Here is a 25,331-nt window from a genome sequence, read left to right as displayed (position 1 = left end):
CGACGACCGGCTGGTAGGACACCGCGTCCCGGTCCGGCGGGAGCGACCGCCGGACCGGGACGGAGCGGGGGTCGGCTCAGTCCGTCAGCGGCAGGTAGACGCGGTTGCCGGAGCGGGCGAACTCGGCGGACTTCTCGGCCATCCCGGCCTCCGCCTCCGTCATCTCGGCGAGCGTGCCCCCGTGTTCGCGCCTGATGTCCTGCGAGATCTTCATCGAGCAGAACTTCGGGCCGCACATCGAGCAGAAGTGCGCCGTCTTCGCCGGTTCGGCGGGGAGCGTCTCGTCGTGGAACGCGCGGGCCGTGTCCGGGTCGAGCGCCAGGTTGAACTGGTCCTCCCAGCGGAACTCGAAGCGCGCGTCGGACAGGGCGTCGTCCCAAGCCTGGGCGCCCGGATGCCCCTTGGCGAGGTCGGCGGCGTGCGCGGCGATCTTGTACGTGATGACGCCGGTCTTCACGTCGTCCCGGTTCGGCAGGCCGAGGTGCTCCTTCGGCGTGACGTAGCAGAGCATCGCCGTGCCCCACCACGCGATCATCGCCGCGCCGATGCCCGATGTGATGTGGTCGTACGCGGGCGCGACGTCCGTCGTGAGCGGCCCGAGCGTGTAGAACGGCGCCTCGTCGCAGATCTCCTGCTGGAGGTCGATGTTCTCCTTGATCTTGTGCATCGGGACGTGCCCGGGGCCCTCGATCATGGTCTGCACGTCGTGCGCCTTGGCGATCGCGTTCAGCTCGCCCAGCGTGCGCAGCTCGGCGAACTGCGCCTCGTCGTTGGCGTCCGCGATGGACCCGGGGCGCAGTCCGTCACCCAGGGAGAACGTGACGTCGTACGCGCGCAGGATCTCGCACAGCTCCTCGAAGTGCGTGTAGAGGAAGCTCTCCTGGTGGTGCGCCAGGCACCAGGCGGCCATGATCGAGCCGCCGCGCGAGACGATGCCCGTCTTACGCCGCGCGGTCAGCGGTACGTATCGCAGCAGAACGCCCGCGTGGACCGTCATGTAGTCGACGCCCTGCTCCGCCTGCTCGACCACCGTGTCGCGGTAGATCTCCCATGTCAGCTCCTCCGCCCTGCCGTTCACCTTCTCCAACGCCTGGTAGATCGGCACGGTTCCCACCGGTACGGGCGAGTTGCGTAGAATCCACTCGCGTGTCCGGTGGATGTCGCGGCCCGTGGACAGGTCCATGATCGTGTCGGCGCCCCACCGGGTCGCCCACGTCATCTTCTCCACCTCCTCGTCCACGGACGAGGTGACGGCGGAGTTGCCGATGTTGGCGTTCACCTTCACCAGGAAGTTCTTCCCGATGATCATCGGCTCGGACTCCGGGTGGTTCACGTTCACCGGCAGGACGGCCCGGCCCGCCGCGATCTCGTCGCGCACGAAGGCGGGTGAACGGTTCTCCCTGAGCGCCACGTACTCCATCTCGGGGGTGATCTCCCCGCGCCTGGCGTACGCCAGCTGCGTGACCGCGGGCGTCCCGTCGGCCCGCCGCTCCTCGATCCACGCGCCGCGCAGCGGCGGCAGGCCGCGGCGGACGTCGGTCTCGACCTCCGGGTCCGTGTACGGCCCCGAGGTGTCGTACAGCGTGACGTCGGTCCCGTCGGTCAGGTGCACGCGGCGCACCGGCACCCGCAGATCGGGGCGCGAACCGGTGAGATATCCCTTGTGTGATCCGATGGCGGACACGTCGGACGTGCGTGTGTCGTGCGAGGTCATTCGACCCACTCCCTACGCCGGCATTACCCGGTAACAGGTTCGGCGGTCGGCGCGGCTGCAGCGCCCTCTCAGCCCCGTGCCCGGAGCTCCCGCGATGTGCTTGGTCAGCGGTCCCACGCTAGCCCGCGCCGGGGTGTGCTGAACAGGGCGCCGTGATTCTTACGCGATGATCGGAGCGTGAGCCGACTCGACGACCAACCCCCGGGCCCCCCGCACCCCCCGGCGCACGGGCACGCGCACGGGCACCAGCACGGCCCCGCCGCGCCCGTCTCGGCACGGCTGCGCAAGGTGATAGCGGCGGTGCTGATCCCGTTCGCCGCCGTCATGGCCGCGGGGCTCGTGCTGCTGTGGCCCGGCGGGACACCGGAGCAGGACGGGCACACGGGCGTCGGCTTCGACCAGCAGACCGAGCAGGCGCGCGTCACCGAGGTCACCGAGACCCCGTGCGAGGAGCTGGGCGTGCAGGTGCCGCGGGGCAACCCCGGCGAGTGCGAACGGGCCACCGTCGAGGTCACCAGCGGCCCGGACGCCGGACGCACGTTCACCGAGGTCGTGCCCCCCGACGCGACGCAGCGGTACGACGTCGGCCAGGAGGTCGTCGTCGCCTACGCGCCCGACGCCCCCGAGGAACTCCAGTACAGCGTCCGCGACGTGGACCGGCAGCTGCCGATCCTGCTGCTCGCCGCCATCTTCGCGCTCGCCGTCGTGGTGGTCGGGCGGCTGCGCGGGCTGCTGGCGCTCGTCGGGCTCGGCGTGAGCTTCGCGGTGCTGACCCTCTTCATCCTGCCCGCGATCCTCCACGGCTCGAATCCCCTGGTCGTGGCGGTGATCGGCGGCAGCGTGATCATGCTGACCACCCTCTACCTGACGCACGGGGTGAACGCGCGCACGTCCGTCGCCGTCCTCGGCACGCTCGTGTCGCTGCTGCTCATCGGCGCGCTCGGCTCGCTGTTCATCGGCTGGGCGCACCTGACCGGCAACACCGACGAGCAGACCGGCCTCGTCCACAGCCTCTACCCGGGCATCGAGGTGCGCGGCCTGCTGCTGGCGGGCATCCTGATCGGCTCGCTCGGCGTGCTGGACGACGTCACCGTCACGCAGACGTCGGTCGTGTGGGAGCTGAAGCAGGCCGACCCGTCGGCGGGCTGGCTCACCCTCTACCGCTCCGGCATGCGGATCGGCCGCGACCACATCGCGTCGGTGGTGAACACCCTGGTGCTGGCGTACGCGGGCGCGGCCCTGCCGCTGCTGCTGCTGTTCATGATCGCCAGGGCCGGTGTGAGCAGCGTCGCGTTCAGCGAGCTGGTGTCCGAGGAGATCGTGCGGACCCTGGTGGGGTCGATCGGCCTGGTGGCCTCGGTGCCGGTGACGACGCTGCTGGCGGCGCTCGTGGTGAACGCCGACCGGCCGCCGTCGGCACCGGCCGCGGCCGCGCTGCCCGCGCAGGCGGGCGGCGGCGGGACGGCTACCAGCCGCCACCGGAGGAGGAAGAGGAGGAGGTGACCTTCCTGACGACGAAGATCAGGAGCGCCACCAGCGCGGCGAACAGCAGCACACGGAACAGCAGCCCGACGACCCATGCGAGCACCGTGATCAGAATGCCGCCGAATACGACCAGGGCGATGGCGGGGATGGCGATCCACCGCACCCACCATGGCAGGGTCTTGAACGCTTCCTTCATTTCTCCGGGGCTCCTGTTCGACAGCGTCGGTATCGGTACATGCGCGCTCCGACGTGTCCGAGCTTAGGTCCGCCCACCGGCGGACGGGAGGGCGGGAAGCCCCCGTCTGCCCCTGACCGTCCCCTGACGTGACCCTGAGACCCCGGGACGCGCACGCCGCGCTCAGCCCTCCGGCGGCGAGAAGACCACCATCACGCGGATGTCCTCGGTGATGTGGTGGAACCGCGCCTGCACCCCGGCCGGGACGAACACCACGCTGCCGCGCGCCACGGTCGTGGTCTCCTCGCCGACCGTGAGGGAGGCCCGGCCGCTGAGGACGAAGTTCACGACGTCCTGGCGCTGGGGGCGCTGTCCGTCCTGCTGCCCGGCGTCCAGCGCGTAGAGTCCCGCCGACATCGTGCGCTCGTTCAGGAAGCGGAGGTACGCGCCGTCGTGCGCCATCCGTTCGGCCTCCAGCTGATCCAGCCGGAATTCCTTCATCGCTCCGCCACCCCTTGCGCCGCCCGTGCCATCTGAAACGATCTCCGTATGACAAGCATCCTGTTCCGGTTCATAGCCAACGCGGTCGCCCTGGCCGTGGCGGTCTGGCTGGTGGGCGGCATCACCCTCGGCGAGGGCGATTCCGACACCAGCGGCAAGACCGTCACCCTGCTCGTCGTCGCGCTGATCTTCGGTGTGGTCAACGTGGTCGTCAAGCCCGTGGTCAAGTTGTTCTCACTTCCGCTGCTCATCCTGACGCTCGGGCTGTTCACCTTCGTGATCAACGCCCTGATGCTGCTGCTGACCAGCTGGATCGCCGGGGACGACCGGTTCGACGTGGACGGATTCGGCGCCGCCTTCCTCGGCGGCCTGATCATTTCGATCGTGTCGTGGGCCGTGAACATGGTCCTCGACCGGGACGAGGACTGATCCATGACCCAGGCGGCACCCCGTCGCGTCTGCATGGTCTGCTCGGGCAACATCTGCCGCTCCCCGATGGCCGAGGTCGTGCTGCGGGCGCGGCTCGACGAGGCGGGCGAAGGCGACCGGTTCGTGGTGGACAGCGCGGGCACCGGCGACTGGCACGCCGGGGAGCACGCCGACCCGCGCACCACGGAGGCACTGCTCGCGGCGGGGTACGACACGTCGGCCGAGGCCCATGTCGCGCGGGCCTTCGACCGCGACTGGTTCGCGCGCTACGACGTGGTCGTCGCCATGGACCGGGGGCATGAGCGGAGCCTGCGGGCCCTCGCCAGGACTCCGGAGGAGCGCGCGAAGGTGAAGCTGCTGCGCACCTTCGCGCCCGGGGCGGGAACGGACGGGACCGGCCCCGGCGCCGCGCGCCGCGGCGACCTGGACGTCCCCGACCCGTATTACGACGACGACACGGCCTTCGCCGACTCGCTCCGCATCGTGGAGGAGGCCATGCCGGGGTTCGCCGCCTGGCTGGTCGAGACAGACGCGGGACACCGGTGACCGCCGCTCCGCCCGGACCGCGCGTCGGGCAGCTGCTGGGCACCGGGGTGACCGCCGTCCGGCCCCTGTCCGGCGGCGACATCTCCGACGCGTACCGGGCGGAGCTGGCGGACGGCCGTGCCGTCTTCACCAAGACCCTCGCCGACGCGCCCCCTGACTGCTTCGCCGCCGAGGCGGCGGGGCTCGCGCTGCTGCGCTCCACGGGAGCGGTGGCCGTGCCGGAGGTCCTGGCCACCGGCGGGCCGGACGACCCGGGGATCATCGTCCTGGAATGGCTGGAACCCGCCGCCCCGGACCGCGCGCAGGCGGAACGCCTCGGCCGCGACCTGGCGGCCCTGCACGCCACGCCCGCCGACCGGTTCGGCGCCGAGGGCCCGCTCTATCTGGGCCGCGTCCCGCTCAGCGGTGACGCGCCGGGCGAATGGGCGACGTTTCACGTGAAACACCGCCTTCTGCCCCTTCTGCGACAGGCGGTGGACGGGGGCGGCATCGACGCGGCCGACGCCCGTGATGTCGAACGGCTCTGCGCGCGGATCGGCGAGGTCGCCGGGCCGCCGCAGCCGCCCGCCGTCATCCACGGCGACCTGTGGTCGGGCAACGTGCAGTGGTCGCCGGACGGCCGCCCCCGGCTGATCGACCCCGCCGCCCAGGGCGGCCACCCGGAGACGGACCTCGCGCTCCTCGACCTCTTCGGCTGCCCCCACCTGGACACCCTGCTGGCCGCCTACGAGGAGGTCCGGCCGATCCCCGGCCGCGCCGCCCGCGTGCCGCTGCACCAGCTTCAGCATCTCCTCGTGCACGCCGTGCTGTTCGGCGGCCCGTACGGGCGGCAGTCGGGAGCGGCGGCCCGCGCCGCGCTCGCCACGGCCTGACCCGGCCCGACCCTGCCCGACCCGGCCGGGACGGCGTCTTTCCCCTGGTCATTACCCTGGTCGGAGCAGCCGCGGCCCACCGACGTGCCCGTGCGGACATCAGCCACCCGCAGCCGACACCCCAGGAGAGAGCCATGAGCGGAGAAGGAACCCGCGCCGTCCAGGCGGGCGTACCCACGCCGGAGCCGTACGAGCCGACCGTCCCCGGTCCCGTCTTCGCGGCCCACTTCCACCTCCCCGGCGACCCGGCCGGCGCCCCCTACTCCTACGGCCGCACGGGGAACCCCACCTGGACCGCGCTGGAGACGGCCATCGCCGAGCTGGAGTCACCCGGTGAGGAGGCGCACGCCGTCGTCTTCCCGTCCGGCATGGCCGCCATCTCCGCCGTCCTGATCGGCCTCTCGCGGCCGGGCGACACCGTCGTCCTGCCGAACGACGGCTATCAGCTGCTGCCGCGCGTCCACGCGCGCCTCGAAGGGCTCGGCATCACCGTCAGGACCGCGCCGACCGGCGGCGACGCGCAGCTCGGCGCGCTCGACGACGACACGCGCCTCCTGTGGCTGGAGACGCCCGCCAACCCCGGGCTCGACGTCTGCGACATCCGCCGCCTCGCCGACGCGGCCCACGCGCGCGGCGCCCTCGTCGCCGTGGACAACACCCTCGCCACTCCGCTGGGGCAGCGGCCGCTCGACCTCGGCGCGGACCTGTCCGTCGCCAGCGGCACCAAGGCGCTCAACGGGCACGGCGACGTCCTCCTCGGCTACGCCGTCACGCGCGACCCCGAGCTGGCGGACCGGGTCCGCGCCTGGCGGACCGAGGTCGGCGCGATCCTCGGCCCGATGGAGGCCTGGCTGGCCCACCGCGGCATCGCGACGCTCCACCTGCGCGTCGAGCGGCAGGGCACCAACGCGCTGGCCGTCGCCCGCGCGCTGCGCGAACGCCCCGAGGTCACCGGACTGCGCTACCCCGGGCTGCCCGAGGACCCGTCCCACGCCCTGGCGTCCCGGCAGATGCGCCACTTCGGCTGCGTCGTCTCGTTCACCCTGCCGGACCGCGGGTTCGCCGACCGCTTCCTCGACGCGCTGCGGCTCGTCGGGGACGCGACGAGCTTCGGCGGCGTCCGCTCCATCGCCGAACGCCGGGGCCGCTGGGGCGGCGACGCGGTCCCCGAGGGCTTCGTCCGCCTGTCGGTCGGCGTCGAGGACGCCGCCGACCTCATCACCGACCTGCACACGGCACTCGACGCGGCTGCCCGCTAGGGCGTGTCCGGCCGCTCCTGTGCCTCTCCGGCGGTCGTGTCGTCGCGGGTCGGCTCCCACGACCGGGACCAGCTGGAGCACCTTCTCATCCCGCGACTGGTTCGTCGCGTGCTTGCGGCACTCGATCAACGAGGCGAGGGCGGGACCTGGTATCTGGAGCACGGCACTCCCTGGGACAGGTGAGCCCGGGGAGCCGAGACCGCGACCCCGCGGCGTCGCGCGGAGCTGGGCATCCGACTCCGGAGTCCGCCGGCACCTGAGCACGTTCGGAACGCCTGCGGGCTGTTGCCTCTCTTGCGGTGAGGCGGTCTTGCGGTGAAGCGGCGTGAACGGACGGACAGGCGTGCGACTCCTGCCCGACCGGCCGGCGAAGAATCTCCGGCTCGGGTCACCGAGAGCGTTCGTGGGGTCGTCCCTTGCGGCGCAGCTCCCGGTAGGTCACCACGAACATGACCGGGAAGAACACCGTGCCGATGCCCGTCAGGGTGAGGGTCCAGGGGTCGGGGTCGTGGTCGGCCAATGTCTGTGCGAACACGACCGGTTCGAGGATCGCGAAGCCGGCGAACAGCCAGCAGGACATCGTGAGCTGCCGCGCGGTCTGTTCCCTGCGCAGGGCCCGCTTGATCCGTTCGGTCCACATGCCTGCCCGATGCCCGCCCCGCCGCCCCTCATGTGTGGCGGACCGGCCGCCGGACGACGGCCGAGGTTTCGCCGTGGTGCGGGCGGGCCACATGTCTTCCATGGCTTCTGCACGACCCGTGGTCAAGCGCACCGCGCGAGCCGTCCTGCTCGACGACTCCGACCCGGTCGGCCCTCCCCAGCTGGTCCTGATCAAGCGCACCAAGCCGGGACGGCCGCCGTACTGGATCACGCCGGGCGGCGGTGTCGAGCCGCACGACGCGACGGTCGTGGACGCGCTGCACCGCGAGGTGCACGAGGAACTGGGCGCGAAGATCACCGACGTCGTGCCCGCCTTCGTGGACACCGTGCCGCACACCCCCGAGCCCGGCGAGGTGGTGCCGCCCGGCGGTCTCAAGGTGCAGCACTTCTTCGTCTGCCGCCTCGCCTCGATGGACCCCGCCCAGCGGCACGGCCCCGAGGTGGACGAGCCGCGCGGCACGTACGAGATCGTGCGGCTGCCGTTCACGCCCCGCGGCCTCGTCTCGGCCGACATCGTGCCCGGGACGCTCGCCGCCTACCTGGTCAGGAACATCCCGGGCATCCTGGCGCTGCTCGCGCCCGACCTCAGCTGAGCCGCGCCGCCCTCAGCCCGCTCCCGAACCGAACCAGTCGGTCCCCCCGCCCCCGCCCGCGGGACCGGCGGCGGCGCGTTGCGCCCGTTCCAGCGCCCGCCGCGCCTCCTCGCGCCACGCCTCGGCGGACGGCGGCGGGGACGGTACGGGCGGCACGGCCGGCGGGGATGCGTCGGCGGGCGGCAGCGCGGCCTGCGCCGGACGCCCCGCCAGCTCGCGCGCCCGCCTGACCTGCGCCTCGCGCGCCGCGCCGAAGAAGTCGCCGCCCTTGCGCCGCAGATCGTCCGTCCCCCACTCGCGGGCGGCCCTGCGGTCGACGCGCGCCAGGTGCGGGATGTGCTTGGCGCAGTGGATGTACGCCTCCTCGATGTCCACCCGCACCCACACCTCGGCGCGGCGGCCCGGCACCGGGTCGGCGGGCAGCTCGGGGTGGCGGGCGCGCAGCTCGGCGTCGCCGACGATCCGGGCGCGCCCGTTGATGTGCAGGCCGATGCGGGCGCGTTCGAAGTCGAGCAGCAGGAGGCCCGCGTGCGGGTTCTCGGAGATGTTGCCGAGCGAGGCGTGGACGCCGTTGCCCCGGTACTCGGGGAAGGCGAGCGCGTCGGGGGCCAGGACGTGCAGGAAGCCGGGCGGCCCGGCGCGGAACGTGTTGTCGCACTCGCCGTGCCGGTCTGCCGTGGCGAGGAAGAACATCTCCTGGCGCGCGACGAACTCCCGCATCCGCTCGTTCAGATGGTCGAGCACCTGGTCGTCGTAGAACCGCTGCGCGCGGTCCTCGCTGCCCAGCGCGCGCTGCACCGCGTGCTCCCCGTCGCTGCCGGGGCGACCGGCGGCCCGGGGCAGGGGCGGCGGCGGTGGCGCCGCGGGAAGGGCGGGCGGCCCCGGCGGCGGGGCCGGTGGTGCGACCGGCACGGGCGGTGCGGGCGGTGTGTCCGGCACCGGTGGCCGGCCGCGCCGTACGGGCAGCATCCGCGCGTTCCTGTGGCGTCCCCGGGACCCGCCGGTCCCCGCTCCTGACATGCCTCCCATGACCCCCACACCACTTCTCCCACTGCGGTCGCCTACTGCGACGAGCCCACCAGAGTCCCCATGAAGTCATGCCGTATCCGGTCGGCGGGAATGCCCGCCGAGACCATGGCCGCGACGCTCTTGCGGATCATCTGCGGCGGCCCCGACAGATACCCGTCGCTCTCCCGCCACGGACCGAACTGCGCCACCGCCTCGGGCAGCAGCCCCGGGAGGCCGCGCGTGGCGAACTCGGCGACCACCGGGCGCACCGACAGCCACGGCAGGCGCCGCTCCAGGTCGAGGAAGGAGTCGAGGTCGTACAGCTCCGCGTCGCGGTTGGCGCCGAAGAAGACGTCCACCTGGCGGCGTCCGCCGTGCGCGGCGACGTCCTCGACGAGCGCCTTGATGGGCGCGATGCCGGTGCTGCCGCCGACGCAGACCAGGCCGCGCGACGAGGCGTGGTCGACCGTCATCGACCCGGCCGGGGGGCCGATCCTGATGACGTCGCCGCGCCGCGCGCGGTGGACGACGGCGCGGGAGACCCAGCCCGCCGGGACCGACTTGACGTGGAAGGAGAGCAGCCCGTCCGAGCGCGGCGACGAGGCGAACGAGTAGTACCGCCACACGCGCGGCCACCACGGCGTCTCGATGGCGGCGTACTGCCCGGCGCGGTACGGGTAGGGCTGGTCGGGGCGGAGGGTGACGACGGCGACGTCGTTCGTCCTGCGCTCGTGGGAGACGATCTCGGCGTACCAGAACGGCGGGGCGCGCAGCTCGTCGTCGGCCGCCGCGTCGATCATGATCTGCGAGATGGCGGTGTACGCGCGGACCCACGCGCCCTCGGCGTCCTCGCCCCAGGCGCTGCCCGCGTAGCGCTCCAGCGCGGACATCAGGCATTCGCCGACGACGGGGTAGTGCTCGGAACGGGTGCCGTACTTCCGGTGGCCGCGGCCGAGGTTGTCCAGGTATTCGGTCAACGCGGCGGTGTCGTCGATGTGTTCGGCGGCGACGAGGAGGGCGCCGAAGAGGCGGTCGCGCTGGGCGTCCATGGCGGCCGGGAACAACTCCCGCAGCTGCGGCGCCTGGAGGAAGAGAAGCGCGTAGAAATACGAGGTGGCCTTGTCGGCCACCGGCTCGATCGCCGCGAGGGTCCGGCGGATGATCAGCGCGTCGCGCGAGGGCGGTCTGCCGCCACCGGGTCCGTGCCCGTTCCCCGTGGTGGTGCTGGTGGCGCCGTCACCGGCCGATATCGCGGTCATGACCCTGCCTCGCCTCGATCAACCCCTGGTGGCACAGCGTGACAGCCTGCTCACCAGGAGCGGGTGGTGAACCGGAAATCCCGGCCCTCACGCCCCCCGCATCCCATAAACTGAACGGCTTCTCACCGCTTGGATGCGGCTCCGACCTTACCGTTATACGGCTGAGACACAAGCCCCTGACGGTGACGCGCCTTTCGTGCCCTTACGCCCTTTCGGTCCTCCCGCTGAGCTTTTCCCCAGTGTCGCATTCCTAGACTGCCGCCATGAATATCACCCTGCGCCCCGCGACGGCCACGGATGTCCCCGACATCGTCGCGATGCTCGCCGACGACCACTTGGGCGCGACGCGCGAAAATCCCGCCGAACTCGCCCCGTACCTCGCCGCGTTCGCCCGCATCGACGCCGACCCGTCACAGCACCTCCTCGTCGCGGAGCAGGACGGCCGCACGGTCGGCACGCTCCAACTGGCCGTGCTGTACGGGCTGTCCCGGCAGGGCTCCGCACGTGCGCTGATCGAGGCGGTGCGCGTGCGCTCCGACCTGCGGGGCGGGGGCATCGGCGGCGAGGTCGTCCGGCTCGCGGTGGAGGAGGCGCGGCGGCTCGGCTGCGTCCTCGTCCAGCTGACGTCCGACCGCTCGCGCGAAGACGCCCACCGCTTCTACGAGCGGCTCGGATTCCAGCCCACGCACGTCGGTTACAAGCTGGCGCTCTGACACTTTCCGTACGCGCGGGACCCGTGCCGTGTGATCAACGCCACCCGCCGGGGTCGGCTCCGCCCGGCAGCGGCGCGGCGGGATCGTACGGTTCGCGGGTGAAGACGAACGTGCCGAGGTCGAGGTGGCTGACCCGCCCGTCGGGGTGGTGGACGGCGCGCAGGGTCTCGCCCGCGTAGTACCCGTCGACGCCCGTCCAGGTCCGCGCGTCGTCCCCCTCGGGCCGGAAGGCCGACCGGCGCCCCGGCCCCTGCGCCGGGCCGAGCGTCACCGTACGGCCCGCGGAGAGGCGCAGCGCGTACGGCGTCGTCCCCCAGTACCAGGTGCCGGTGAGCGCGACGAGCGCCGGGTCCGCGTCGGTGGCGGGCATCGGCCGCCACGGCTCGGGGAACGCCGGCTCGGCGTCGGCGGCCAGGGCCAGCAGGTCGGCGGCGATGCCGGTGATCGGCGGCCCCGACGTGGCGTTGGCCAGCGTGACGGCCGCGAGCCGTTCGTCCGGGCAGGTCACCACGCTCGCCAGGAAGCCGGGCATCGAGCCGCCGTGCCCCGCGAGCAGCCGCCCGTTCCGCCGGAACAGCTGGACGCCGAGCCCGTACGACGTGTCCCAGTCCCCCGCCTCGGGCGGGGCGGCGGGGACGCGCATCGCGGCGAGCGTCGCCCGCGCGAGAACCGCGTCGTCCGGCGTCTGCCCCGACAGGAACGCCGCGAAGGCCGCGAGGTCCCGCAGCGTGGACCACAACTGCCCGGCGGGCGCCATGCGTCCGGTGTCCACGGCGGGCTCCGGCTGCCGGACGTCGGCGTACGGGTGGACGGCCCAGCCCTGCGCGTGCGGGGCCTGCGGCAGCGGGGACGTGCGGTCCATGCCGAGCGGCAGCAGCACCTCGTCCCGCAGCACGTCGGACCACGGCGCGCCGCGCAGTTTCTCCACCAGGGCGCCGAGCACCGCGTAGCCGGGATTGGAGTAGTGGAAGCGGCGCCCCGCCGCGTGCTTGAGCGGGTCGGCGCCGAAGACGTCGGGCAGCCGGGGGCGCAGTTCGCCCGGCGTGCGCTCCCACCATGGCCCGCGCGCCTCGGCGGCGAGCCCGGACGCGTGGGACAGCAGCTGCGCGACGGTCGCGCCCGGCGCGTGCGGCACGTCGAGGTGGGCGCCGACCGGGTCGCCGAGGCCGAGCAGCCCCTCGTCGCGCAGCCGCAACACAACGACAGCGGTCAGCGTCTTGGTGAGGGACCCGATCCGGTACTGGACGTCGGCCGGGTCGGCGCCGTCCGGCAGTTCGCCACGCGCGGACGACCAGACGGTGCGTCCGTCGCGGACCAGCGCGCCGAGCAGGGAGGGCGTACGGCCGCGCGCCTGCGCGGTGGCGAGGCGGTGGTCGAGTGCGCGGCGGGTGGTGGGCAGCAGGTCGGGCGCGGGGGTCTCCGTCATGGGCACATGCCTACCCGGCGTGTGCGCCCAGCGCCATCTCCGGGCCGCGCGCCGCCCGTTCGGCGGGCGCCGTGCGCCGGGGGCGCGCACCGCGCGTGTGACGGACCACTCGCGCAAACGGGTCGCCCCGGCACCCGCCGATCGGGGAGGCTGGACGGGTGACGACGACCGCACCGCCCGACTCGGCCCCTCTCGAACCGGACGCGCTGCCGATCCGGCGCCTCGGCCCCGCCGACCTCGGCGCGTGCCTCGACCTGGCGGTGAGCCGCGGCTGGCCCCGGGAGGCGCACAAGTGGCGGCTCCTGCTGGTCGCCGGGACCGGCTACGGCATCGACGCGCCGCCGGACGACCCGGCGGGCGGCCTGATCGCCACGGTCGTCTCCACCCCGTACACCGACGCGTACCGCTGCCTGAGCATGGTCCTCACCGCCGAGCGGTACGGGCGGCGCGGCCTCGGGCGCCGACTGGTCGGGCACGCCGTCGCCGAGGCCGGGGGGCTGCCCGTCTTCCTCGCCGCGACGGCCCCCGGCAGGCCCCTGTACGAACGGCTCGGCTTCCACGCGGTCGGGAGCGTCACGACCGTACGCGGCCGCTTCACCGGCGCCAGGCCCGCGCCCGCGCGCGAGTCCGCCGGGGTGCGGTCGGCCACCGCGTCCGACCTGCCGGGCATCCTCGCCTTCGACCTGCCCGCGTTCGGCACGGACAGGACGGAGCTGCTGACGCGGCTGCCGTCCTTCGCCGACCAGTTCCTCGTCGCCGAGGCGGACGGGCGGCTCACCGGCTTCGCGGCGGCGTGGCCGCAGCCGGGGGCGACGGTCGCCGGGCCCGTCGTCGCGCGCGACCTGGCGACGGCGCAGGCGCTGGTCGCCCGCCTCGCCGCGGGCGCGCCCGCCGGGCTGCCGCTGCGGTACGACGTGGACGACCGCCACCCCGAACTGGGCGACTGGCTCGCCGCCAACGGGCTCACCGGGGACGCGCGTTGCGACCTGATGATCCTGGGCGCGCCCGACCTCCCCGGCGACATCACGCGGCGCTTCGCGCCCTACTCGATCGCGCTCGGCTGACGAGCCGGGCCGGGCGGTTCCGGGCGGCGGTCAGCAGTAGTAGCCGGAACCGTTGCCCGCCAGATGCGGGTCGTAGATCCAGCCGCTGACCTTCTTCCCGATGGAGGACGTGAACTGGATGTGCGACCACGTGTTCCCGGCCGAGTTGACCACGAAGCAGTCGAGGTAGACGGTCTCGTAGTGCAGGTAACCGACCGTGCTGCAGCCCTCGTTGGGGCCGCTGCGGACCGGTGCCTCGGTCTCCGCGCCGCGCAGCTCGTCGGTTCCCGGGTCCTCATTGCTCCACGCCGGGTGGGTGCAGGCGTCGGCGCCGCTCTCGCCCGCGACGGCCGCGGGGGCGCCCGCGAGTCCGGCCGTGACCAGTGCCAGCGGCAGTACGGCGGCGGCGAGTCCGCTGCGTCGTCCCATGGTTCTCTCCGATCGCCCAGGTGAACGGGGGGCAGTGACGAGCAGCGTAGGCCGGAGGGCAACGCTCCGCTGCGGCGCGGGTGTTGACCGTTCGTTGCCTTCTGGCGGAAACAGCCGCGGGCTCCGCTACCAGACGGGACGCAGCGGGGGCGGGTCGTCGCCCGCCAACTCCCGTACGAGGGTGGCGAGGCCGTCCCGTAGCCGGGCCAGTTCCGCGGGGCCGCCGAGGCGGTCGGCCAGTTCGCGTTCCAGGCCGTGCAGCACCTCGCCCGCGACGGCCAGGTGCCGGTGGGCGGCGGGGGTGAGGACGACGAGCTTGCGGCGGCCGCCCGCCGGGTGCGGCTCGCGCCGGACGTAGCCGCGGCGTTCGAGGTCGTCCACGAGCTGCCCGGCCGCCTGCTTGGTGACGCCGAGCCGCTGTGCCAGCTCGCTGCCGGTGGCGCCGTGCGGGCCGAGGGCCTGGAACGCGAGGCCGTGCGCGGGCCGCAGGCCGTCCTCACCGCGGTCGGCGAGGCGGGCGGTGAACTCGGCGACGAGCGTCTGGTAGCCGAGCCCGAGGAGGAAGCCCAGCTCCAGGTCGCGCAGGGGGTCGTGGGTGTGGTCGTCCGGCACGGGTCCATGGTGACACAGGTGGGTAAAGGTGCTTTACTCGGGCGGCGGGTAAAGCTCCTTTACTCGCATCGCTTCCTCGTTCCCGGAGGTCACCCATGCCTGTCGTCACCCCCGCTTCCGACGACGTCATCACCACGCCGAACGCCGTCATGACCCGCCGCGCCACCCCCGCGCAGGGCGCGGCCGAGACGTCCGTCTGGACCGCCCGCATGGCGCCGGGCGCCCAGGGCCCGGTGCACGTGATCGACCGTGAACAGATCTGGCTGCCGCTGACCGGCGCGATCACCGTCACGACCGGAACGGGCGAGGAACGGGTCACGGCGGGCCAGGCCCTCGTCCTCCCGCCCGGCGCCGAACGGCGGATCACGGCGGGGGACGAGGGCGCGGAACTCGTCGTCTGCATGCCGGCGGCAGGCCGCGTCACGACCCCGTCCGACGCCACCCCCCGCCCCCTCCCCTGGGCGGAGTGACGGCCCGCGCGTCAGGCGCGGTCGTCCGCAGCGCGGGTGGGGGTGACCGGCGGCTCGTCCCGGACACGGTTCAGCCTCGCCGCGAGACGGACACCCTCACGGATGACGGGTCGCCGCCTCCTCGATGAGGGCCAGATCCCGGGTGTCCACATGGACCGTCGTGTGCTTCAGGGGCATGCGCACAAAATAGCCGCCGCGCCGGGCGGCTGGGGGTCGGACGCCGAGCAGGACCGCTTGCACTCAGATTGCAGTCTGAGTACAGTCTGAATATGGCAACCGTGCGTCTGCGCTCCGAGACGGCGTCCGTCTCCTTCACCGATCTTTCCCGCAACCCCAAGGGCGTGGCGGCCAGAGCCGCCGCTCTCGGACGTCTCCGGGTGACCCATCGGGACGCACCCGACATGGTGCTGACGACCGTCGCGCGCGCGGAGTACGCCGAGGAGAGCCTGACCACCGCGTCACGGCTCTTCCTCGCCTTGATGAAGCAGGACGACGGCGCCAAGTCGCTGCTCCTCGCGCTGCCCGAGGTGTTCCCCTGGGTGCGGCACCTCGACGCGGAGGAGGTCCGGGCCTTCACCGTCGAACTCCTCGAAGCGCTGTCCGACGCCGCCGAACTGGACGCCGACGACGCCGTGCACCGCGCGATCGTCTCCTGGCGTGCCTCGGCCCGTATCAACGCCGACCCCGACCAGCTCAGGGAGGCGCAGCGTCCGCTCGACGGCGACCTCCTCGGCCCGGTCGAGGCAGGGGAGTGAGTCCCAAGAAGGGAGATCGGGTCAGTGCTCCGCCACTCACCGGATGGCACGTCGTCTTCGGCACGACGGAGGCGGTGACGGGCTGGGAGGAGCTGTGCCGACTGGCGCTGCCGAACGCGCACCGTTGCCTGGACGCGTTACGGAACGACCCCCTTTCCCGAGCGAACTGGGGCCGACAGCACCAGTTGCGAGGGAGGCACGCCACCAGGCTGTGGAAGGGGTCCGACCTCGAACAGTGGGAGTACGAGGTCACCGGCGGCGGTCGAGTGCGGTACCTGGTCAGCGTGGAGACCACCACGGTGATCCTCGTGTACGCCTCTCCACGGCACCCAAAGGACACCGAGTGAGCGGCGTGACCAGCAGCCCTGGAATCCGTGCTTGAGTGGTTCCGGTTTGCCGATGCCCTTGAGGATCTTCCGGTCCTGAAGCCGCCACCACAGGTAGTCCTCCCAGGCAGGGGAAATGGTGGTCTTCGACTCGTGGCACCTACTCGTCGGTCGCAGGCTCGCGCACGGGTCCGCCGCCGTTCTCCAGCTCGTCGACGGACGCGAGCAGGCGCCGGGCGTTGGCCGGGCTGCGCAGCAGGTACGCCGTCTCCTTCAGGGACTCGTAGTCCTCAAGGGAGACGATGACGACCGGCTCGTGTCCGGCCCGGGTGATCACGACCTCTTCGCGGTCGTCGGTGACGGAGTCGAGCACCTCGGCGTACCGCGCGTGCGACTCCGCATACGTCATGGTCTTCACGATCGACCCTCCTTCCACGTACCGAAGATTTTCACGTCTGTCCCTGCCGGTACGGCAAGCGTCGGCCTGTCCCGTGGGGTGGTGGTCAGCCTGCGAATGCCTTGCGGAGTCGGTCCACCGCGTCTGTCAGCACCTCGGTGCGCTTGCAGAAGGTGAAGCGGACTTGGGTGCGGCCTGCTTCGGGGTCGTCGTAGAAGACCGCGTTCGGGACGGCGACGACGCCCGCGCGTTCCGGGAGCGCACGGCAGAAGGCGACACCGTCGTTCTCACCGAGGGGCCGGATGTCGGTGGTGACGAAGTACGTACCGGCCGGGCGGAAGACCGTGAAGCCCGCCCGTTCCAGGCCGCCCGCGAGCAGGTCCCGCTTGGCCCGCATGTCCGCGCGGAAGTCCGCGAAGTAGGTGTCAGGCAGCCGGAGGGCTTCCGCGACCGCGTACTGGAAGGGTCCGCCGCTCACATAGGTGAGGAACTGCTTCGCGGTGCGCACGGCCGCGACCAGGGGGGCGGAGGCCGTGACCCAGCCGATCTTCCAGCCGGTGAAGGAGAACGTCTTGCCGGCCGAGGAGATGGACACCGTGCGCTCGCGCATGCCCGGCAGGGAGACGAGTGGGATGTGTTCGCCCTCGAAGACCAGGTGCTCGTACACCTCGTCGGTCACCACCAGCAGGTCGTGCTCGACGGCGAGGCGGGCGATGGCCGTCGCCTCCTCGCGTGTGAGGACCATGCCCGTCGGGTTGTGGGGGGAGTTGAGGAGGAGCAGGCGGGTGCGCGGGGTGATCAGCGTGCGGAGCCGTTCCATGTCGGGGCGGAAGTCGGGGGCGCGGAGGGTGAGCGGGACGCGCGTGGCGCCGGCCATCGCGATGCAGGCGGCGTAGGAGTCGTAGAACGGCTCGAACGCGATGACCTCGTCGCCCGGTTCGAGCAGCGCGAGCATCGCCGCCGCGACGGCCTCGGTCGCGCCCGCCGTGACCAGGACCTCGGTGTCGGGGTCGAAGTCGAGGCCGTAGAAGCGGCGTTGGTGGTCGACGATGGCGGTGCGCAGTTCGGGGACGCCGGGGCCGGGCGGGTACTGGTTGCCGCGGCCGTCGCGCAGGGCCCGGACGGCGGCCTCCCGTACGGACTCGGGGCCGTCCGTGTCGGGGAAGCCCTGGCCGAGGTTGATCGCGCCGGTCCTGACCGCGAGGGCCGACATCTCGGCGAAGATCGTCGTCCCGAGTCCTTCGAGCCTGCGGTTCAGCAGGGGCCTGCCGGTCATGTCCCACCGTTCCCCGGTCGTGCGGTGTGTCCGGTCGCGGCGCGGACCGGTGGGGCCATCCTGTCAGGCGTCGAAGTCCAGGGTGATGCGGCCGGTGAGGGGGCGGGCCTGGCAGGCGAGTACGTAGCCCGCGGCCAGTTCGTCGTCCTCCAGCGCGTCGTTGCGGTCGAGGTGGACGCGGCCCTCGGTGAGGCGGGCGCGGCATGTGCCGCAGACGCCGCCGCGGCAGGCGTACGGGGCGTCGGGGCGGGCGCGCAGCAGTGCGGAGAGCAGGGGTTCGCCGGTGGGGGCGGCGCAGGTGGTGCCGCGGCCGTCGAGCATGGCGGTGAGGATGGTCGCGGAAGGGGAGACGGGTGCGGGCGGCGGCAGGTCTGCGTCGGGCGCCGCCGTCAGGAACAGCTCGCTGTGCACCCGTTCGCCCGGCACTCCGAGCGCCCGCAGTGCGACGCGCGCAGCGTCGATCAGTCCCGGCGGCCCGCACAGGTACCAGGCCGTCACCGCGTCCGGCGGGACCAGCGCGGCCAGCAGGCCGCGCAGCCGTGCCGCGTCGAGGCGGCCCGTCGGCAGCCCGGCCTGCCGCTCTTCCCGCGTCAGCGCGTGCGCCAGCTGGAAGCGGCCGGGATAGCGGTCCTTGAGGTCCGCCACCTCGTCGAGGAACATCGCGCTGCCCGCCGTCCGGTCGCTGCGCAGCAGTGTGAACCGCGCGTCCGCCCGCGCCGCCAGCAGCGAGGCCGCCATCGACAGCACCGGCGTGATCCCGCTGCCGCCCGCCACCGCCGCGTAGTGCCCCGGCGCGGGGCGCAGCGTGAACCGGCCGCGCGGCGGCATCACGTCGAGCCTGTCCCCGGCGGCCAGCGCCGTCACCGCGTGCGTCGAGAAGGCGCCGCCGGGGATCAGCCGCACCCCGATCGTCACCTCTGCCCGCCCGTTGCCCGCCGGGCTGCACAGCGAGTACGTGCGCCGCACCCCCGCGTGCCGCACGGTGAGGTGCTGCCCGGGTACGTGGCGGAACGCGGCGCGCAGGCCGGGCGGCACGGCGAGGGTGATCGCGACCGCGTCGTCCGTGAGACGGTCGAGACGCGCCACCGTGAGCGGATGGAACGGCAAGGTCCGGTGCTCCTCTCAGTGCTCCTTGAAGTGGTCGAAAGGCTCGCGGCAGGCGGTGCACCGGCGCAGTGCTTTGCATGCAGTGGACGCGAAGCGGCTGAGCAACTCCGTGTCCGCGCTGCCGCAGTGGGGGCAGCGCACCGGGTGTGTGAGGGGCACGAGAACCGGTCCGCCGCGGTGCGGGCGCGGCGGGGCGATTCCCGCGGCGGCGAGCTTGGCGCGGCCCGCCGGTGTGATGTCGTCGGTCGACCAGGGCGGCGCGTGGACCGTGCGGACGGTGACGGATGCCGCGCCGTGGGCGGTGAGGGTGCTGCGGATGTCGTCGGCCATGGTCTCGACGGCGGGGCAGCCGAGGTACGTGGGGGTGAGATCGACGGTGACGTGCGGGCCGTCGTCCACACGCACGTTCCGCAGCACGCCCAGCTCGGCCAGTGTCAGCACCGGGAGTTCGGGGTCGGGTACCGCCCCGGCCAGCGCGCGGAAGTCAGCCGCCGGGGTCACCAGGACGCGCCCGGGTGGCTGCGGTGCAGGTGCTGCATCTCGGCGAGCATGCGGCCGAACGGTTCGGTGTGCACGCCGTCGCGGCCGAGGCCGCCCGCGCGGCGCGGCGACGTGGCGGGGACGGTCAGCGTCGCTTCGGTGAGGACGGCGGAGACACGGGCGGTCCAAGCAGCGTGCAGCGCCGGGTAGTCCACGCCGGACACGACGGGGTGGAACAGCTCGCCCGTGTAGCGCCACAGCGCGTCCGCCGCCCGCTGCATCCGGGCGTGGCTCGCGTCCGTCCCGTCGCCGAGCCGCAGCGTCCACGTGACGGCGTGGTCGCGGTGGTAGGCGACCTCGGACAGGGCCTTCGCCGCGATGGCGGCCAGGTCACCGGCGCCGGGGGCGAGGCGTGCGTACAGCAGCTCCTGGTAGGTGGAGAAGTACAGCTGGCGGGCGATGGTGTGGGCGAAGTCGCCGTTCGGCTGCTCGGTGAGCTGGGCGTTGCGGAAGGCGCGTTCCTCCCGGAGGAAGGCCAGCTCGTCCTCGTCGCCCACCAGGCCGTACAGCGCCCGTGCCTGGCCCAGCAGGTCGAGCGCGAGGTTGGCGAGCGCGACCTCCTCCTCCAGCACCGGCGCGTGCCCCGCCCACTCGGCGAGGCGGTGCGACAGGACCAGCGCGTCGTCCGCGAGCGGCAGGACCTCGCTCACAGGTGGCGCACCCCGTCCGGCACCTCGTAGAACGTCGGGTGCCGGTACGGCTTGTCGGCCGCGGGGGCGAAGAACGGGTCGCGCTCGTCCGGCGACGACGCGGCGATGGCGTCGGCGGGGACGACCCACAGGGACACGCCCTCGCCGCGCCGGGTGTAGAGGTCGCGGGCGTTGCGGAGGGCGAGTTCGGCGTCGGGCGCGTGCAGGCTGCCCGCGTGCGTGTGCGCGAGGCCGCGCCGGGGGCGTACGAACACCTCCCACAGCGGCCAGTCCGTGCCTTCCCCGCCGCCTCCGCTCACGCCGCCGCCCTCCCCGCGCGCTTGGCCGCGTACGCCGCGGCGGCCTCCCGTACCCACGCGCCGTCCTCGTGCGCCCGGCGCCGGCGCGCGAGCCGCTCCTCGTTGCACGGGCCCTCGCCGCGCAGCACGGCGTGGAACTCGTCCCAGTCGATCGGCCCGAAGTCCCAGTGCCCGCGCTCCCCGTCCCACCGCAGGTCCGGGTCGGGCAGCGTCAGCCCGAGCGACTCCGCCTGCGGCACGCAGATGTCCACGAAACGCTGCCGCAGCTCGTCGTTCGTGTGCCGCTTGATCCGCCACGCCACCGAGCGCTCGGTGCGCGGCGAGTCCGCGTCCGGCGGGCCGAACATCATCAGCGACGGCCACCACCACCGGTCCACCGCGTCCTGCGCCATCGCGCGCTGCTCCGCCGTGCCCCGGGCGAGCGTGTGCAGCAGCTCGTAGCCCTGGCGCTGGTGGAACGACTCCTCCTTGCAGATCCGCACCATCGCGCGGGCGTACGGGCCGTACGAACAGCGGCACAGCGGCACCTGGTTCGTGATCGCCGCGCCGTCCACCAGCCAGCCGATGGCGCCGACGTCCGCCCAGGTCAGCGTCGGGTAGTTGAAGATCGACGAGTACTTCTGGCGGCCCGCGTGCAGCTTGTCGAGCAGCTCGGCGCGGCTCACGCCGAGCGTCTCGGCCGCGCCGTACAGGTACAGCCCGTGCCCCGCCTCGTCCTGCACCTTGGCGATCAGGATCGCCTTCCGGCGCAGCGAGGGGGCGCGCGTGATCCAGTTCGCCTCGGGCTGCATGCCGATGATCTCGGAGTGCGCGTGCTGCGCGATCTGCCGGACGAGCGTGGCGCGGTACGCGTCGGGCATCTCGTCGCGCGGCTCGATGCGGGTCTCGGCGGCGACGGCGCGCTCGAAGCGGTCGAGCGCGGCGGTGCCCGCCTGGTCGTCGGTGACCGGCATGCGTCCGGCCTCCCCTCAGGTGACCGTTCGTCCCTTTCGATGGTGGGCGGGGCCCACCGGCGTGTCAAGGCCGCCCGCCGCCCGGTACCGTGCACGGGTCAGGCGAGAGAGCAGTCGCGGGGGAGCGGACGGAACATGCTGCCATCCGAGCCGGGACCGGACGAGTCCGGTCCGTCCGGCACGCCGGTGCACGACAGGGACGGGACGACGGCGCGGGGCGCCGGCGCCGACGACGGCCACGGCCACGGCGCGGCCGGGGAGCGCAGACCCGCCGCCGCGGACGGCGGCGGCCTGCGGGACGCCGCGACCGAGACCGTGCGGCTGCGCGCCCTGTCGTGGCCGTCCCGGCTCGTCGTCGCCCTCGCGCTCGGCGGCCTGGCCGTCTACACGGTGGTGCACCTGGCGATGGTCTTCCTCTACGTCGCGCCGTCCAACACGGTGCGGGAGGAGGCCGAGGGCGCGCGGGACTACGTGCTGCCCGAGTTCGAGCAGAACTGGAAGCTCTTCGCGCCCAACCCGCTCCAGCGCGACGTGGCCGTCGAGGTGCGCGTCGAGACGGCCGATGCCGACGGCGGCACCCGCGTCTCCGACTGGATCGACCTCACCGCCATGGACATCGAGAACATCAGGGGCAGCCTCCTGCCGAGCCACGCCGACCAGAACGTCCTGCGGCGCGGCTGGGACTTCCTCACCGGCGCCCACACCGAGGAGGGCGAGCCCATCGGCCTGCGCGGCGAGCTGTCCGAGGCGTACCTGCGGCGCATCGCGCTGCTGCGGCTGAGCGGGACGATGGACGTGACGACGGTGGAACGCCTCCAGTTCCGCGAGGCGCGCACCCGCGTGCCCGCGCCGGACTGGCGCGCCGAGGACTTCGACACGAGCACCGTGCACCTGGAGATGGAGTGGTGGCCCGTGGAGCCGGAGGACCTGCCGGCCGACGTGCGGGACGACGTACGGGACGACGCGCGGGACGACACGGCGGAGGACGCCTCGTGAACGCCACACCCACCACGCCCCGCGAACTGCCCCCGTCCCCCTTCAAGGGTGTCAGCAAGGGCTTCGACGCCGCCCTCGCCCGCGGCATCGGCCACGTCACGCGCCGCGCCCTCGGCCCGTACCAGACCGCCATCGTCCGCATCGGCTTCGCGGTGACGATGCTCGGGTTCCTGCTGCGCGAATGGCCGCACCGCGGCGAGCTGTACGGGCCCGACAGCCCGTGGGGACTCGACCTCGCCGCCCGTTTCACCGCGGACAACCAGGCGTTCAGCGTCCTGCTGTGGACGGACTCGCACCTGTGGTTCGAGCTGGTCTACCACCTGACGATCCTCGCGAGCGTCGCGCTGCTGCTGGGCTGGCGCACCCGGCTGGCGACGCTGCTGTTCATGGTCGGCGTGCTGTCGCTCCAGAACCGCAGCATCTTCATGGGCGACGGCGGCGACAACGTCATCCACCTCATGTCGATGTACCTCACGCTCACCCGCTGCGCCCGCGTCTGGTCGCTCGACGCCCGCCGCGCCGCCCGTACGCCGCGCGACGCCGCCGACCCGGTGGGCATCGCGCTGTGGGCCGCGTCGGGCGCCGCGCTGTTCGGGGCGATCGTCTCGGGGAAGCTCGACAGCGTCGTCTGGGGCCTGTTCTTCGGCGGGATGTGGGCCACGCACGCCGTGTGGTGGCTGCTGCGCCGCCACGCGCCGGGCGAGCCGCGCGTCGTCGCCGACATGATCGCGAACCTCGCGCACAACGCGGCCCTGCTCGTGATCATGTGCGAGGTCTGCCTGATCTACGCCACCGCCGGGTGGTACAAGATCCAGGGCTCGCGCTGGCAGGACGGCACGGCCGTCTACTACCCCATGAATTTGGACTACTTCACCCCGTGGCCCTGGCTCACCGACTTCCTCTCCGCTAACGGCTACCTCGTCCTCGCGATGAGCTACGGCACCGTCTTCGTGCAGGTCGGTTTCGTCTTCGCGCTGCTCAACCGGCGCGCCAAGAACGTCCTGCTGTTCGCCATGGTCGCCGAACACCTCGGCATCGCCGTGCTGATGGGCCTGCCGTTCTTCTCCCTGGCGATGATCGCGATGGACAGCGTGTTCCTGCCGACCGCGTTCCTCCTGTGGGGCGGCTCCCGGCTGCGGCTCGCGGCGGAACGGCTCCTGCCCCCGTCCGTACGCCGCCGCCTCGCCCCGCCGCCCGGCTCGGAGGCGGCCGCCGCGCCCCTGCCGGAGCAGCGCGCCGCCGAACGCGAGACGGCCGCCCCCAGGTGACGTACGACCCCGCCGACCGCTGGCACGCCCTCGCCGCAGGGGGGACGGTGCTGCTCGACGGCTTCCACGCCGTGAAGCACGCCGTCCGCTTCGGCGCCGAACTGCCGCTCGCCGTCACGGCCGACAAGGCCGCCACGCTGGCGCTCGCCCGCGACCTCGCCCCGGACACCGCGCCTGCCCTGGACGCGCTGCTGACGCCCGTGGCCCCCGCGACGCTCGCCGCGCTCGTCCCGCGCCCGCACCCCACCGGCGTCGCCGCGCTGGCCGTGCCCGCGCCGCGCGCGCCCGCCCGTACGGCGCCGGTCGTCGTCCTCGACAACCCGCGCCACCTCGGCAACATCGGCGCCGTCGTCCGCCTCGCCGCCGGGGCGGGCGCGGGCGGCGTCGTCACCACCGGCACCGTCGACCCCTGGCACCCGGCGGTCCTGCGCGCCGCCGCCGGGCTCCACTGGGCCACGGCGGTGGAACGGCGCGCGGTGGACGCCCTCCCGGACGGCCCGCTGTACGCGCTCGACCCGGAGGGCGACGACCTGCGGTCCGTCACGGTGGAGGACGGCGCGCTGCTCGCGTTCGGCTCGGAACGGGCCGGTCTCTCCCCGGAGATGCGCGCGCGGGCGGACGGGCTGCTGGCCCTCCCGATGCGCCCGCTGGTGTCCAGCTACAACCTGGCCACCAGCGTCGCCATGACCCTCTACCACTGGATGGCGCGCCGCCCCGCCTGACCAAGGGCCGGATCTACGGCCGTGACTCCGCCGTCCCGGCCGCCTCCTCCGCCGCCTCCAGCTCCGCCGCGTCCGCCGCCGCCTCGGCCAGCTCCGCGTTGTACGTCGCGATGCGGCCGGTGAGTTCGCGCAGCCCGCTGATCCGCATCGTCGGCAGCCGGTCCGCCTCCGGGTCGTGGCGCCTGGCGAGCCCCCACGGCCCGCGCCGGATCAGCGCCGTCCGCATCCCCGCCTCGCGCGCGGGCCTGACGTCCTCGTCGAGCCGGTCCCCGACGTACAGCACCTCGTGCGGGGCGAGCCGCAGCGCCTCGGCCATGATCAGGAAGAAGCGCGGGTCCGGCTTGGCGATGCCGCCGGTGTCCCAGGAGGTGGCGATGAGGTCGACGCTGCTCTCGAAGAGGCGCCGCAGGATCATCGTCGTGGTCTCCGACTGGTTCGCCGCCACGCCCAGCAGCAGCCCGGACTGCCGCAGCAGCCGCAGCGTGATGCGGACGTCCGGGTACAGGTCGTTCTCGCCGAACCACTCCGGCTGGCCGACCGTGTCGCGCTTCTCGCGCTCCCGCGCCATGTCGAAGCCGGGCCGGAAGACCTGGAACGTGTCGAGGTGGTCGCGGCCCGCCGCGATCGTCGCCCCGAACTGCGCCGAGAACGTGTGGCGCGGCACGCCCAGCCAGGCGGCCCAGCCGTCCCACTCGCGGCTCTCGTCCACCAGGCATTCACCGGCGTCGAACAACACGGCACGAATCATGCGCCGCAGCGTATAGACGGCCGGCCCGCCCGGACAGGGACGTGTCGCCGATACGGGCGGACTGCGCGCGAACCCGGGACAAGCGCCCTCCCCGTCCGGC

General features: G+C 73.3%; 31 protein-coding genes, 1 pseudogene and 1 riboswitch. Of the genes and pseudogenes, 14 read left to right on the top strand and 18 right to left on the bottom strand.

What is annotated here, in order from left to right; translation table 11 throughout:
• Positions 1 to 76 precede the first annotated feature (76 nt).
• Positions 77 to 1,714: a phosphomethylpyrimidine synthase ThiC gene (thiC, locus tag ACIBPC_RS08580; protein ID WP_398842202.1), complete on the bottom strand. Its 1,638-nt coding sequence runs from the start codon at positions 1,712 to 1,714 to the stop codon at positions 77 to 79.
• Positions 1,706 to 1,817, bottom strand: a riboswitch (TPP riboswitch). (Overlaps the previous gene by 9 nt.)
• Before the next feature lie 74 nt (positions 1,818 to 1,891).
• Between thiC and ACIBPC_RS08575 the strand changes: the two genes are divergently transcribed.
• A complete protein-coding gene (locus ACIBPC_RS08575; RefSeq protein WP_398842200.1) occupies positions 1,892 to 3,217 on the top strand; it encodes a YibE/F family protein in 1,326 nt (441 codons plus the stop codon).
• Here ACIBPC_RS08575 and ACIBPC_RS08570 read toward each other — a convergent pair.
• Entirely contained in the window at positions 3,180 to 3,395 is a 216-nt protein-coding gene (locus ACIBPC_RS08570; RefSeq protein WP_362956736.1) for a DUF5326 family protein, read from the bottom strand. The genes ACIBPC_RS08575 and ACIBPC_RS08570 overlap by 38 nt on opposite strands.
• 162 nt (positions 3,396 to 3,557) lie before the next feature.
• Positions 3,558 to 3,875: a cupin domain-containing protein gene (locus tag ACIBPC_RS08565; RefSeq protein WP_362956739.1), complete on the bottom strand. Its 318-nt coding sequence runs from the start codon at positions 3,873 to 3,875 to the stop codon at positions 3,558 to 3,560.
• A gap of 48 nt (positions 3,876 to 3,923) precedes the next feature.
• On the opposite strand from ACIBPC_RS08565, the gene ACIBPC_RS08560 reads away from it, so the two are divergent.
• The 4 genes from ACIBPC_RS08560 to ACIBPC_RS08545 all read left to right on the top strand — a co-directional run bounded on the left by ACIBPC_RS08560 (position 3,924) and on the right by ACIBPC_RS08545 (position 6,981).
• Complete coding sequence (locus tag ACIBPC_RS08560; protein WP_362956742.1) at positions 3,924 to 4,304, top strand: phage holin family protein; 381 nt, start codon at positions 3,924 to 3,926, stop codon at positions 4,302 to 4,304.
• Between the two features lie 3 nt (positions 4,305 to 4,307).
• Positions 4,308 to 4,850 carry a low molecular weight protein-tyrosine-phosphatase gene (locus ACIBPC_RS08555; RefSeq protein WP_362956745.1) on the top strand — a complete coding sequence of 181 codons (543 nt, stop codon included), beginning with the start codon at positions 4,308 to 4,310 and terminating at the stop codon, positions 4,848 to 4,850.
• Positions 4,847 to 5,722, top strand: coding sequence for a fructosamine kinase family protein (locus ACIBPC_RS08550; protein WP_398842197.1), 876 nt, complete (start codon positions 4,847 to 4,849; stop codon positions 5,720 to 5,722). The genes ACIBPC_RS08555 and ACIBPC_RS08550 overlap by 4 nt, the downstream gene beginning before the upstream one ends.
• Before the next feature lie 134 nt (positions 5,723 to 5,856).
• The gene (locus ACIBPC_RS08545; RefSeq protein ID WP_398842195.1) at positions 5,857 to 6,981 is read left to right on the top strand and encodes a cystathionine gamma-lyase; all 1,125 of its coding nucleotides are present in this window, start codon (positions 5,857 to 5,859) and stop codon (positions 6,979 to 6,981) included.
• A 388-nt stretch (positions 6,982 to 7,369) separates the two neighbouring features.
• Here the strand turns inward: ACIBPC_RS08545 and ACIBPC_RS08540 are convergent, their stop codons facing one another.
• Positions 7,370 to 7,621: a hypothetical protein gene (locus ACIBPC_RS08540; protein ID WP_398842193.1), complete on the bottom strand. Its 252-nt coding sequence runs from the start codon at positions 7,619 to 7,621 to the stop codon at positions 7,370 to 7,372.
• A 100-nt stretch (positions 7,622 to 7,721) separates the two neighbouring features.
• Here ACIBPC_RS08540 and ACIBPC_RS08535 point away from each other — a divergent pair, with 100 nt between their 5' ends.
• Positions 7,722 to 8,234: an NUDIX domain-containing protein gene (locus tag ACIBPC_RS08535; RefSeq protein ID WP_398842191.1), complete on the top strand. Its 513-nt coding sequence runs from the start codon at positions 7,722 to 7,724 to the stop codon at positions 8,232 to 8,234.
• A 12-nt stretch (positions 8,235 to 8,246) separates the two neighbouring features.
• On the opposite strand, the gene ACIBPC_RS08530 is transcribed toward ACIBPC_RS08535, so the two are convergent.
• On the bottom strand, positions 8,247 to 9,032 hold the full coding sequence (locus ACIBPC_RS08530; RefSeq protein WP_362956780.1) for a pyridoxamine 5'-phosphate oxidase family protein: 786 nt from the start codon (positions 9,030 to 9,032) through the stop codon (positions 8,247 to 8,249).
• Positions 9,033 to 9,295: 263 nt separating this feature from the next.
• Complete coding sequence (locus tag ACIBPC_RS08525; protein ID WP_362956783.1) at positions 9,296 to 10,501, bottom strand: globin domain-containing protein; 1,206 nt, start codon at positions 10,499 to 10,501, stop codon at positions 9,296 to 9,298.
• Positions 10,502 to 10,764: 263 nt separating this feature from the next.
• Here ACIBPC_RS08525 and ACIBPC_RS08520 point away from each other — a divergent pair, with 263 nt between their 5' ends.
• Positions 10,765 to 11,214, top strand: a complete 450-nt coding sequence (locus ACIBPC_RS08520) for a GNAT family N-acetyltransferase (protein WP_398842189.1) — start codon at positions 10,765 to 10,767, stop codon at positions 11,212 to 11,214.
• 34 nt (positions 11,215 to 11,248) lie between these two features.
• Here ACIBPC_RS08520 and ACIBPC_RS08515 read toward each other — a convergent pair whose 3' ends face one another.
• Positions 11,249 to 12,640, bottom strand: a complete 1,392-nt coding sequence (locus ACIBPC_RS08515) for a serine hydrolase domain-containing protein (protein ID WP_398842187.1) — start codon at positions 12,638 to 12,640, stop codon at positions 11,249 to 11,251.
• Positions 12,641 to 12,798: 158 nt separating this feature from the next.
• Here ACIBPC_RS08515 and ACIBPC_RS08510 point away from each other — a divergent pair, with 158 nt between their 5' ends.
• A complete protein-coding gene (locus ACIBPC_RS08510) occupies positions 12,799 to 13,704 on the top strand; it encodes a GNAT family N-acetyltransferase (RefSeq protein ID WP_398842185.1) in 906 nt (301 codons plus the stop codon).
• Between the two features lie 30 nt (positions 13,705 to 13,734).
• Here the strand turns inward: ACIBPC_RS08510 and ACIBPC_RS08505 are convergent, their stop codons facing one another.
• Both ACIBPC_RS08505 and ACIBPC_RS08500 read right to left on the bottom strand, forming a co-directional pair.
• Entirely contained in the window at positions 13,735 to 14,112 is a 378-nt protein-coding gene (locus ACIBPC_RS08505; protein ID WP_398842184.1) for an SH3 domain-containing protein, read from the bottom strand.
• Between the two features lie 126 nt (positions 14,113 to 14,238).
• Positions 14,239 to 14,724, bottom strand: coding sequence for a MarR family transcriptional regulator (locus tag ACIBPC_RS08500; RefSeq protein WP_362956798.1), 486 nt, complete (start codon positions 14,722 to 14,724; stop codon positions 14,239 to 14,241).
• A 95-nt stretch (positions 14,725 to 14,819) separates the two neighbouring features.
• Between ACIBPC_RS08500 and ACIBPC_RS08495 the strand changes: the two genes are divergently transcribed.
• The 3 genes from ACIBPC_RS08495 to ACIBPC_RS08485 all read left to right on the top strand — a co-directional run bounded on the left by ACIBPC_RS08495 (position 14,820) and on the right by ACIBPC_RS08485 (position 16,296).
• Positions 14,820 to 15,194: a cupin domain-containing protein gene (locus ACIBPC_RS08495; protein WP_398842182.1), complete on the top strand. Its 375-nt coding sequence runs from the start codon at positions 14,820 to 14,822 to the stop codon at positions 15,192 to 15,194.
• Between the two features lie 269 nt (positions 15,195 to 15,463).
• A complete protein-coding gene (locus tag ACIBPC_RS08490; protein ID WP_362956804.1) occupies positions 15,464 to 15,949 on the top strand; it encodes a prevent-host-death family protein in 486 nt (161 codons plus the stop codon).
• Positions 15,946 to 16,296, top strand: coding sequence for a hypothetical protein (locus ACIBPC_RS08485; protein ID WP_362956807.1), 351 nt, complete (start codon positions 15,946 to 15,948; stop codon positions 16,294 to 16,296). Before ACIBPC_RS08490 ends, ACIBPC_RS08485 begins: the two co-directional genes overlap by 4 nt.
• On the opposite strand, the pseudogene ACIBPC_RS08480 reads toward ACIBPC_RS08485, so the two are convergent.
• The 8 genes and pseudogenes from ACIBPC_RS08480 to paaA form a co-directional block, all read right to left on the bottom strand.
• Positions 16,297 to 16,413: pseudogene (locus ACIBPC_RS08480) on the bottom strand (type II toxin-antitoxin system YoeB family toxin); the annotation flags it as partial.
• Between the two features lie 22 nt (positions 16,414 to 16,435).
• Positions 16,436 to 16,693 carry a type II toxin-antitoxin system Phd/YefM family antitoxin gene (locus ACIBPC_RS08475; protein WP_398842179.1) on the bottom strand — a complete coding sequence of 86 codons (258 nt, stop codon included), beginning with the start codon at positions 16,691 to 16,693 and terminating at the stop codon, positions 16,436 to 16,438.
• An 85-nt stretch (positions 16,694 to 16,778) separates the two neighbouring features.
• Positions 16,779 to 17,948 carry a pyridoxal phosphate-dependent aminotransferase gene (locus ACIBPC_RS08470; protein WP_398842178.1) on the bottom strand — a complete coding sequence of 390 codons (1,170 nt, stop codon included), beginning with the start codon at positions 17,946 to 17,948 and terminating at the stop codon, positions 16,779 to 16,781.
• Between the two features lie 63 nt (positions 17,949 to 18,011).
• Positions 18,012 to 19,055: a 2Fe-2S iron-sulfur cluster-binding protein gene (locus ACIBPC_RS08465; protein WP_398842176.1), complete on the bottom strand. Its 1,044-nt coding sequence runs from the start codon at positions 19,053 to 19,055 to the stop codon at positions 18,012 to 18,014.
• Positions 19,056 to 19,070: 15 nt separating this feature from the next.
• Positions 19,071 to 19,559 (bottom strand): 1,2-phenylacetyl-CoA epoxidase subunit PaaD, encoded by a 489-nt coding sequence (gene paaD / locus ACIBPC_RS08460; protein WP_362957633.1) that lies wholly within the window; start codon positions 19,557 to 19,559, stop codon positions 19,071 to 19,073.
• Positions 19,553 to 20,245 carry a 1,2-phenylacetyl-CoA epoxidase subunit PaaC gene (gene paaC / locus ACIBPC_RS08455; RefSeq protein ID WP_398842174.1) on the bottom strand — a complete coding sequence of 231 codons (693 nt, stop codon included), beginning with the start codon at positions 20,243 to 20,245 and terminating at the stop codon, positions 19,553 to 19,555. The genes paaD and paaC overlap by 7 nt, the downstream gene beginning before the upstream one ends.
• Positions 20,242 to 20,544, bottom strand: coding sequence for a 1,2-phenylacetyl-CoA epoxidase subunit PaaB (gene paaB / locus ACIBPC_RS08450; RefSeq protein WP_398842173.1), 303 nt, complete (start codon positions 20,542 to 20,544; stop codon positions 20,242 to 20,244). Before paaB ends, paaC begins: the two co-directional genes overlap by 4 nt.
• Positions 20,541 to 21,497 (bottom strand): 1,2-phenylacetyl-CoA epoxidase subunit PaaA, encoded by a 957-nt coding sequence (gene paaA, locus ACIBPC_RS08445; protein ID WP_362956823.1) that lies wholly within the window; start codon positions 21,495 to 21,497, stop codon positions 20,541 to 20,543. The genes paaB and paaA overlap by 4 nt, the downstream gene beginning before the upstream one ends.
• Positions 21,498 to 21,632: 135 nt before the next feature.
• Between paaA and ACIBPC_RS08440 the strand changes: the two genes are divergently transcribed.
• From ACIBPC_RS08440 to ACIBPC_RS08430, 3 genes are read left to right on the top strand one after another with little or no spacing between them, the layout of a single operon-like run.
• Positions 21,633 to 22,493: a DUF5819 family protein gene (locus ACIBPC_RS08440; RefSeq protein ID WP_398842171.1), complete on the top strand. Its 861-nt coding sequence runs from the start codon at positions 21,633 to 21,635 to the stop codon at positions 22,491 to 22,493.
• Positions 22,490 to 23,761 carry an HTTM domain-containing protein gene (locus tag ACIBPC_RS08435; RefSeq protein WP_398842169.1) on the top strand — a complete coding sequence of 424 codons (1,272 nt, stop codon included), beginning with the start codon at positions 22,490 to 22,492 and terminating at the stop codon, positions 23,759 to 23,761. Before ACIBPC_RS08440 ends, ACIBPC_RS08435 begins: the two co-directional genes overlap by 4 nt.
• A complete protein-coding gene (locus ACIBPC_RS08430) occupies positions 23,758 to 24,483 on the top strand; it encodes a TrmH family RNA methyltransferase (RefSeq protein WP_398842168.1) in 726 nt (241 codons plus the stop codon). The genes ACIBPC_RS08435 and ACIBPC_RS08430 overlap by 4 nt, the downstream gene beginning before the upstream one ends.
• 13 nt (positions 24,484 to 24,496) lie before the next feature.
• On the opposite strand, the gene ACIBPC_RS08425 is transcribed toward ACIBPC_RS08430, so the two are convergent.
• The gene (locus ACIBPC_RS08425) at positions 24,497 to 25,231 is read right to left on the bottom strand and encodes an HAD family hydrolase (RefSeq protein WP_398842166.1); all 735 of its coding nucleotides are present in this window, start codon (positions 25,229 to 25,231) and stop codon (positions 24,497 to 24,499) included.
• Positions 25,232 to 25,331 lie beyond the last annotated feature (100 nt).

The sequence above is a fragment of the Streptomyces sp. NPDC049879 genome, assembly GCF_044461265.1.
Lineage (GTDB): Bacteria > Actinomycetota > Actinomycetes > Streptomycetales > Streptomycetaceae > Streptomyces.
This window is presented reverse-complemented; position numbering and strand designations above follow the sequence as displayed.

Excerpts from the sequence above, each read along its gene's own strand:
- ACIBPC_RS08570 (WP_362956736.1), bottom strand. The coding sequence starts at position 3,395 with ATGAAGGAAGCGTTCAAGACCCTGCCATGGTGGGTGCGGTGGATCGCC.
- ACIBPC_RS08470 (WP_398842178.1), bottom strand. The coding sequence starts at position 17,948 with ATGACCGGCAGGCCCCTGCTGAACCGCAGGCTCGAAGGACTCGGGACG.
- ACIBPC_RS08495 (WP_398842182.1), top strand. The coding sequence starts at position 14,820 with ATGCCTGTCGTCACCCCCGCTTCCGACGACGTCATCACCACGCCGAAC.
- ACIBPC_RS08425 (WP_398842166.1), bottom strand. The coding sequence starts at position 25,231 with ATGATTCGTGCCGTGTTGTTCGACGCCGGTGAATGCCTGGTGGACGAG.
- ACIBPC_RS08555 (WP_362956745.1), top strand. The coding sequence starts at position 4,308 with ATGACCCAGGCGGCACCCCGTCGCGTCTGCATGGTCTGCTCGGGCAAC.
- ACIBPC_RS08505 (WP_398842184.1), bottom strand. The coding sequence starts at position 14,112 with ATGGGACGACGCAGCGGACTCGCCGCCGCCGTACTGCCGCTGGCACTG.
- ACIBPC_RS08540 (WP_398842193.1), bottom strand. The coding sequence starts at position 7,621 with ATGTGGACCGAACGGATCAAGCGGGCCCTGCGCAGGGAACAGACCGCG.
- ACIBPC_RS08520 (WP_398842189.1), top strand. The coding sequence starts at position 10,765 with ATGAATATCACCCTGCGCCCCGCGACGGCCACGGATGTCCCCGACATC.
- ACIBPC_RS08525 (WP_362956783.1), bottom strand. The coding sequence starts at position 10,501 with ATGACCGCGATATCGGCCGGTGACGGCGCCACCAGCACCACCACGGGG.
- ACIBPC_RS08560 (WP_362956742.1), top strand. The coding sequence starts at position 3,924 with ATGACAAGCATCCTGTTCCGGTTCATAGCCAACGCGGTCGCCCTGGCC.
- paaA (WP_362956823.1), bottom strand. The coding sequence starts at position 21,497 with ATGCCGGTCACCGACGACCAGGCGGGCACCGCCGCGCTCGACCGCTTC.
- ACIBPC_RS08440 (WP_398842171.1), top strand. The coding sequence starts at position 21,633 with ATGCTGCCATCCGAGCCGGGACCGGACGAGTCCGGTCCGTCCGGCACG.
- ACIBPC_RS08515 (WP_398842187.1), bottom strand. The coding sequence starts at position 12,640 with ATGACGGAGACCCCCGCGCCCGACCTGCTGCCCACCACCCGCCGCGCA.
- ACIBPC_RS08545 (WP_398842195.1), top strand. The coding sequence starts at position 5,857 with ATGAGCGGAGAAGGAACCCGCGCCGTCCAGGCGGGCGTACCCACGCCG.
- ACIBPC_RS08535 (WP_398842191.1), top strand. The coding sequence starts at position 7,722 with ATGGCTTCTGCACGACCCGTGGTCAAGCGCACCGCGCGAGCCGTCCTG.
- thiC (WP_398842202.1), bottom strand. The coding sequence starts at position 1,714 with ATGACCTCGCACGACACACGCACGTCCGACGTGTCCGCCATCGGATCA.
- ACIBPC_RS08565 (WP_362956739.1), bottom strand. The coding sequence starts at position 3,875 with ATGAAGGAATTCCGGCTGGATCAGCTGGAGGCCGAACGGATGGCGCAC.
- ACIBPC_RS08490 (WP_362956804.1), top strand. The coding sequence starts at position 15,464 with ATGGCAACCGTGCGTCTGCGCTCCGAGACGGCGTCCGTCTCCTTCACC.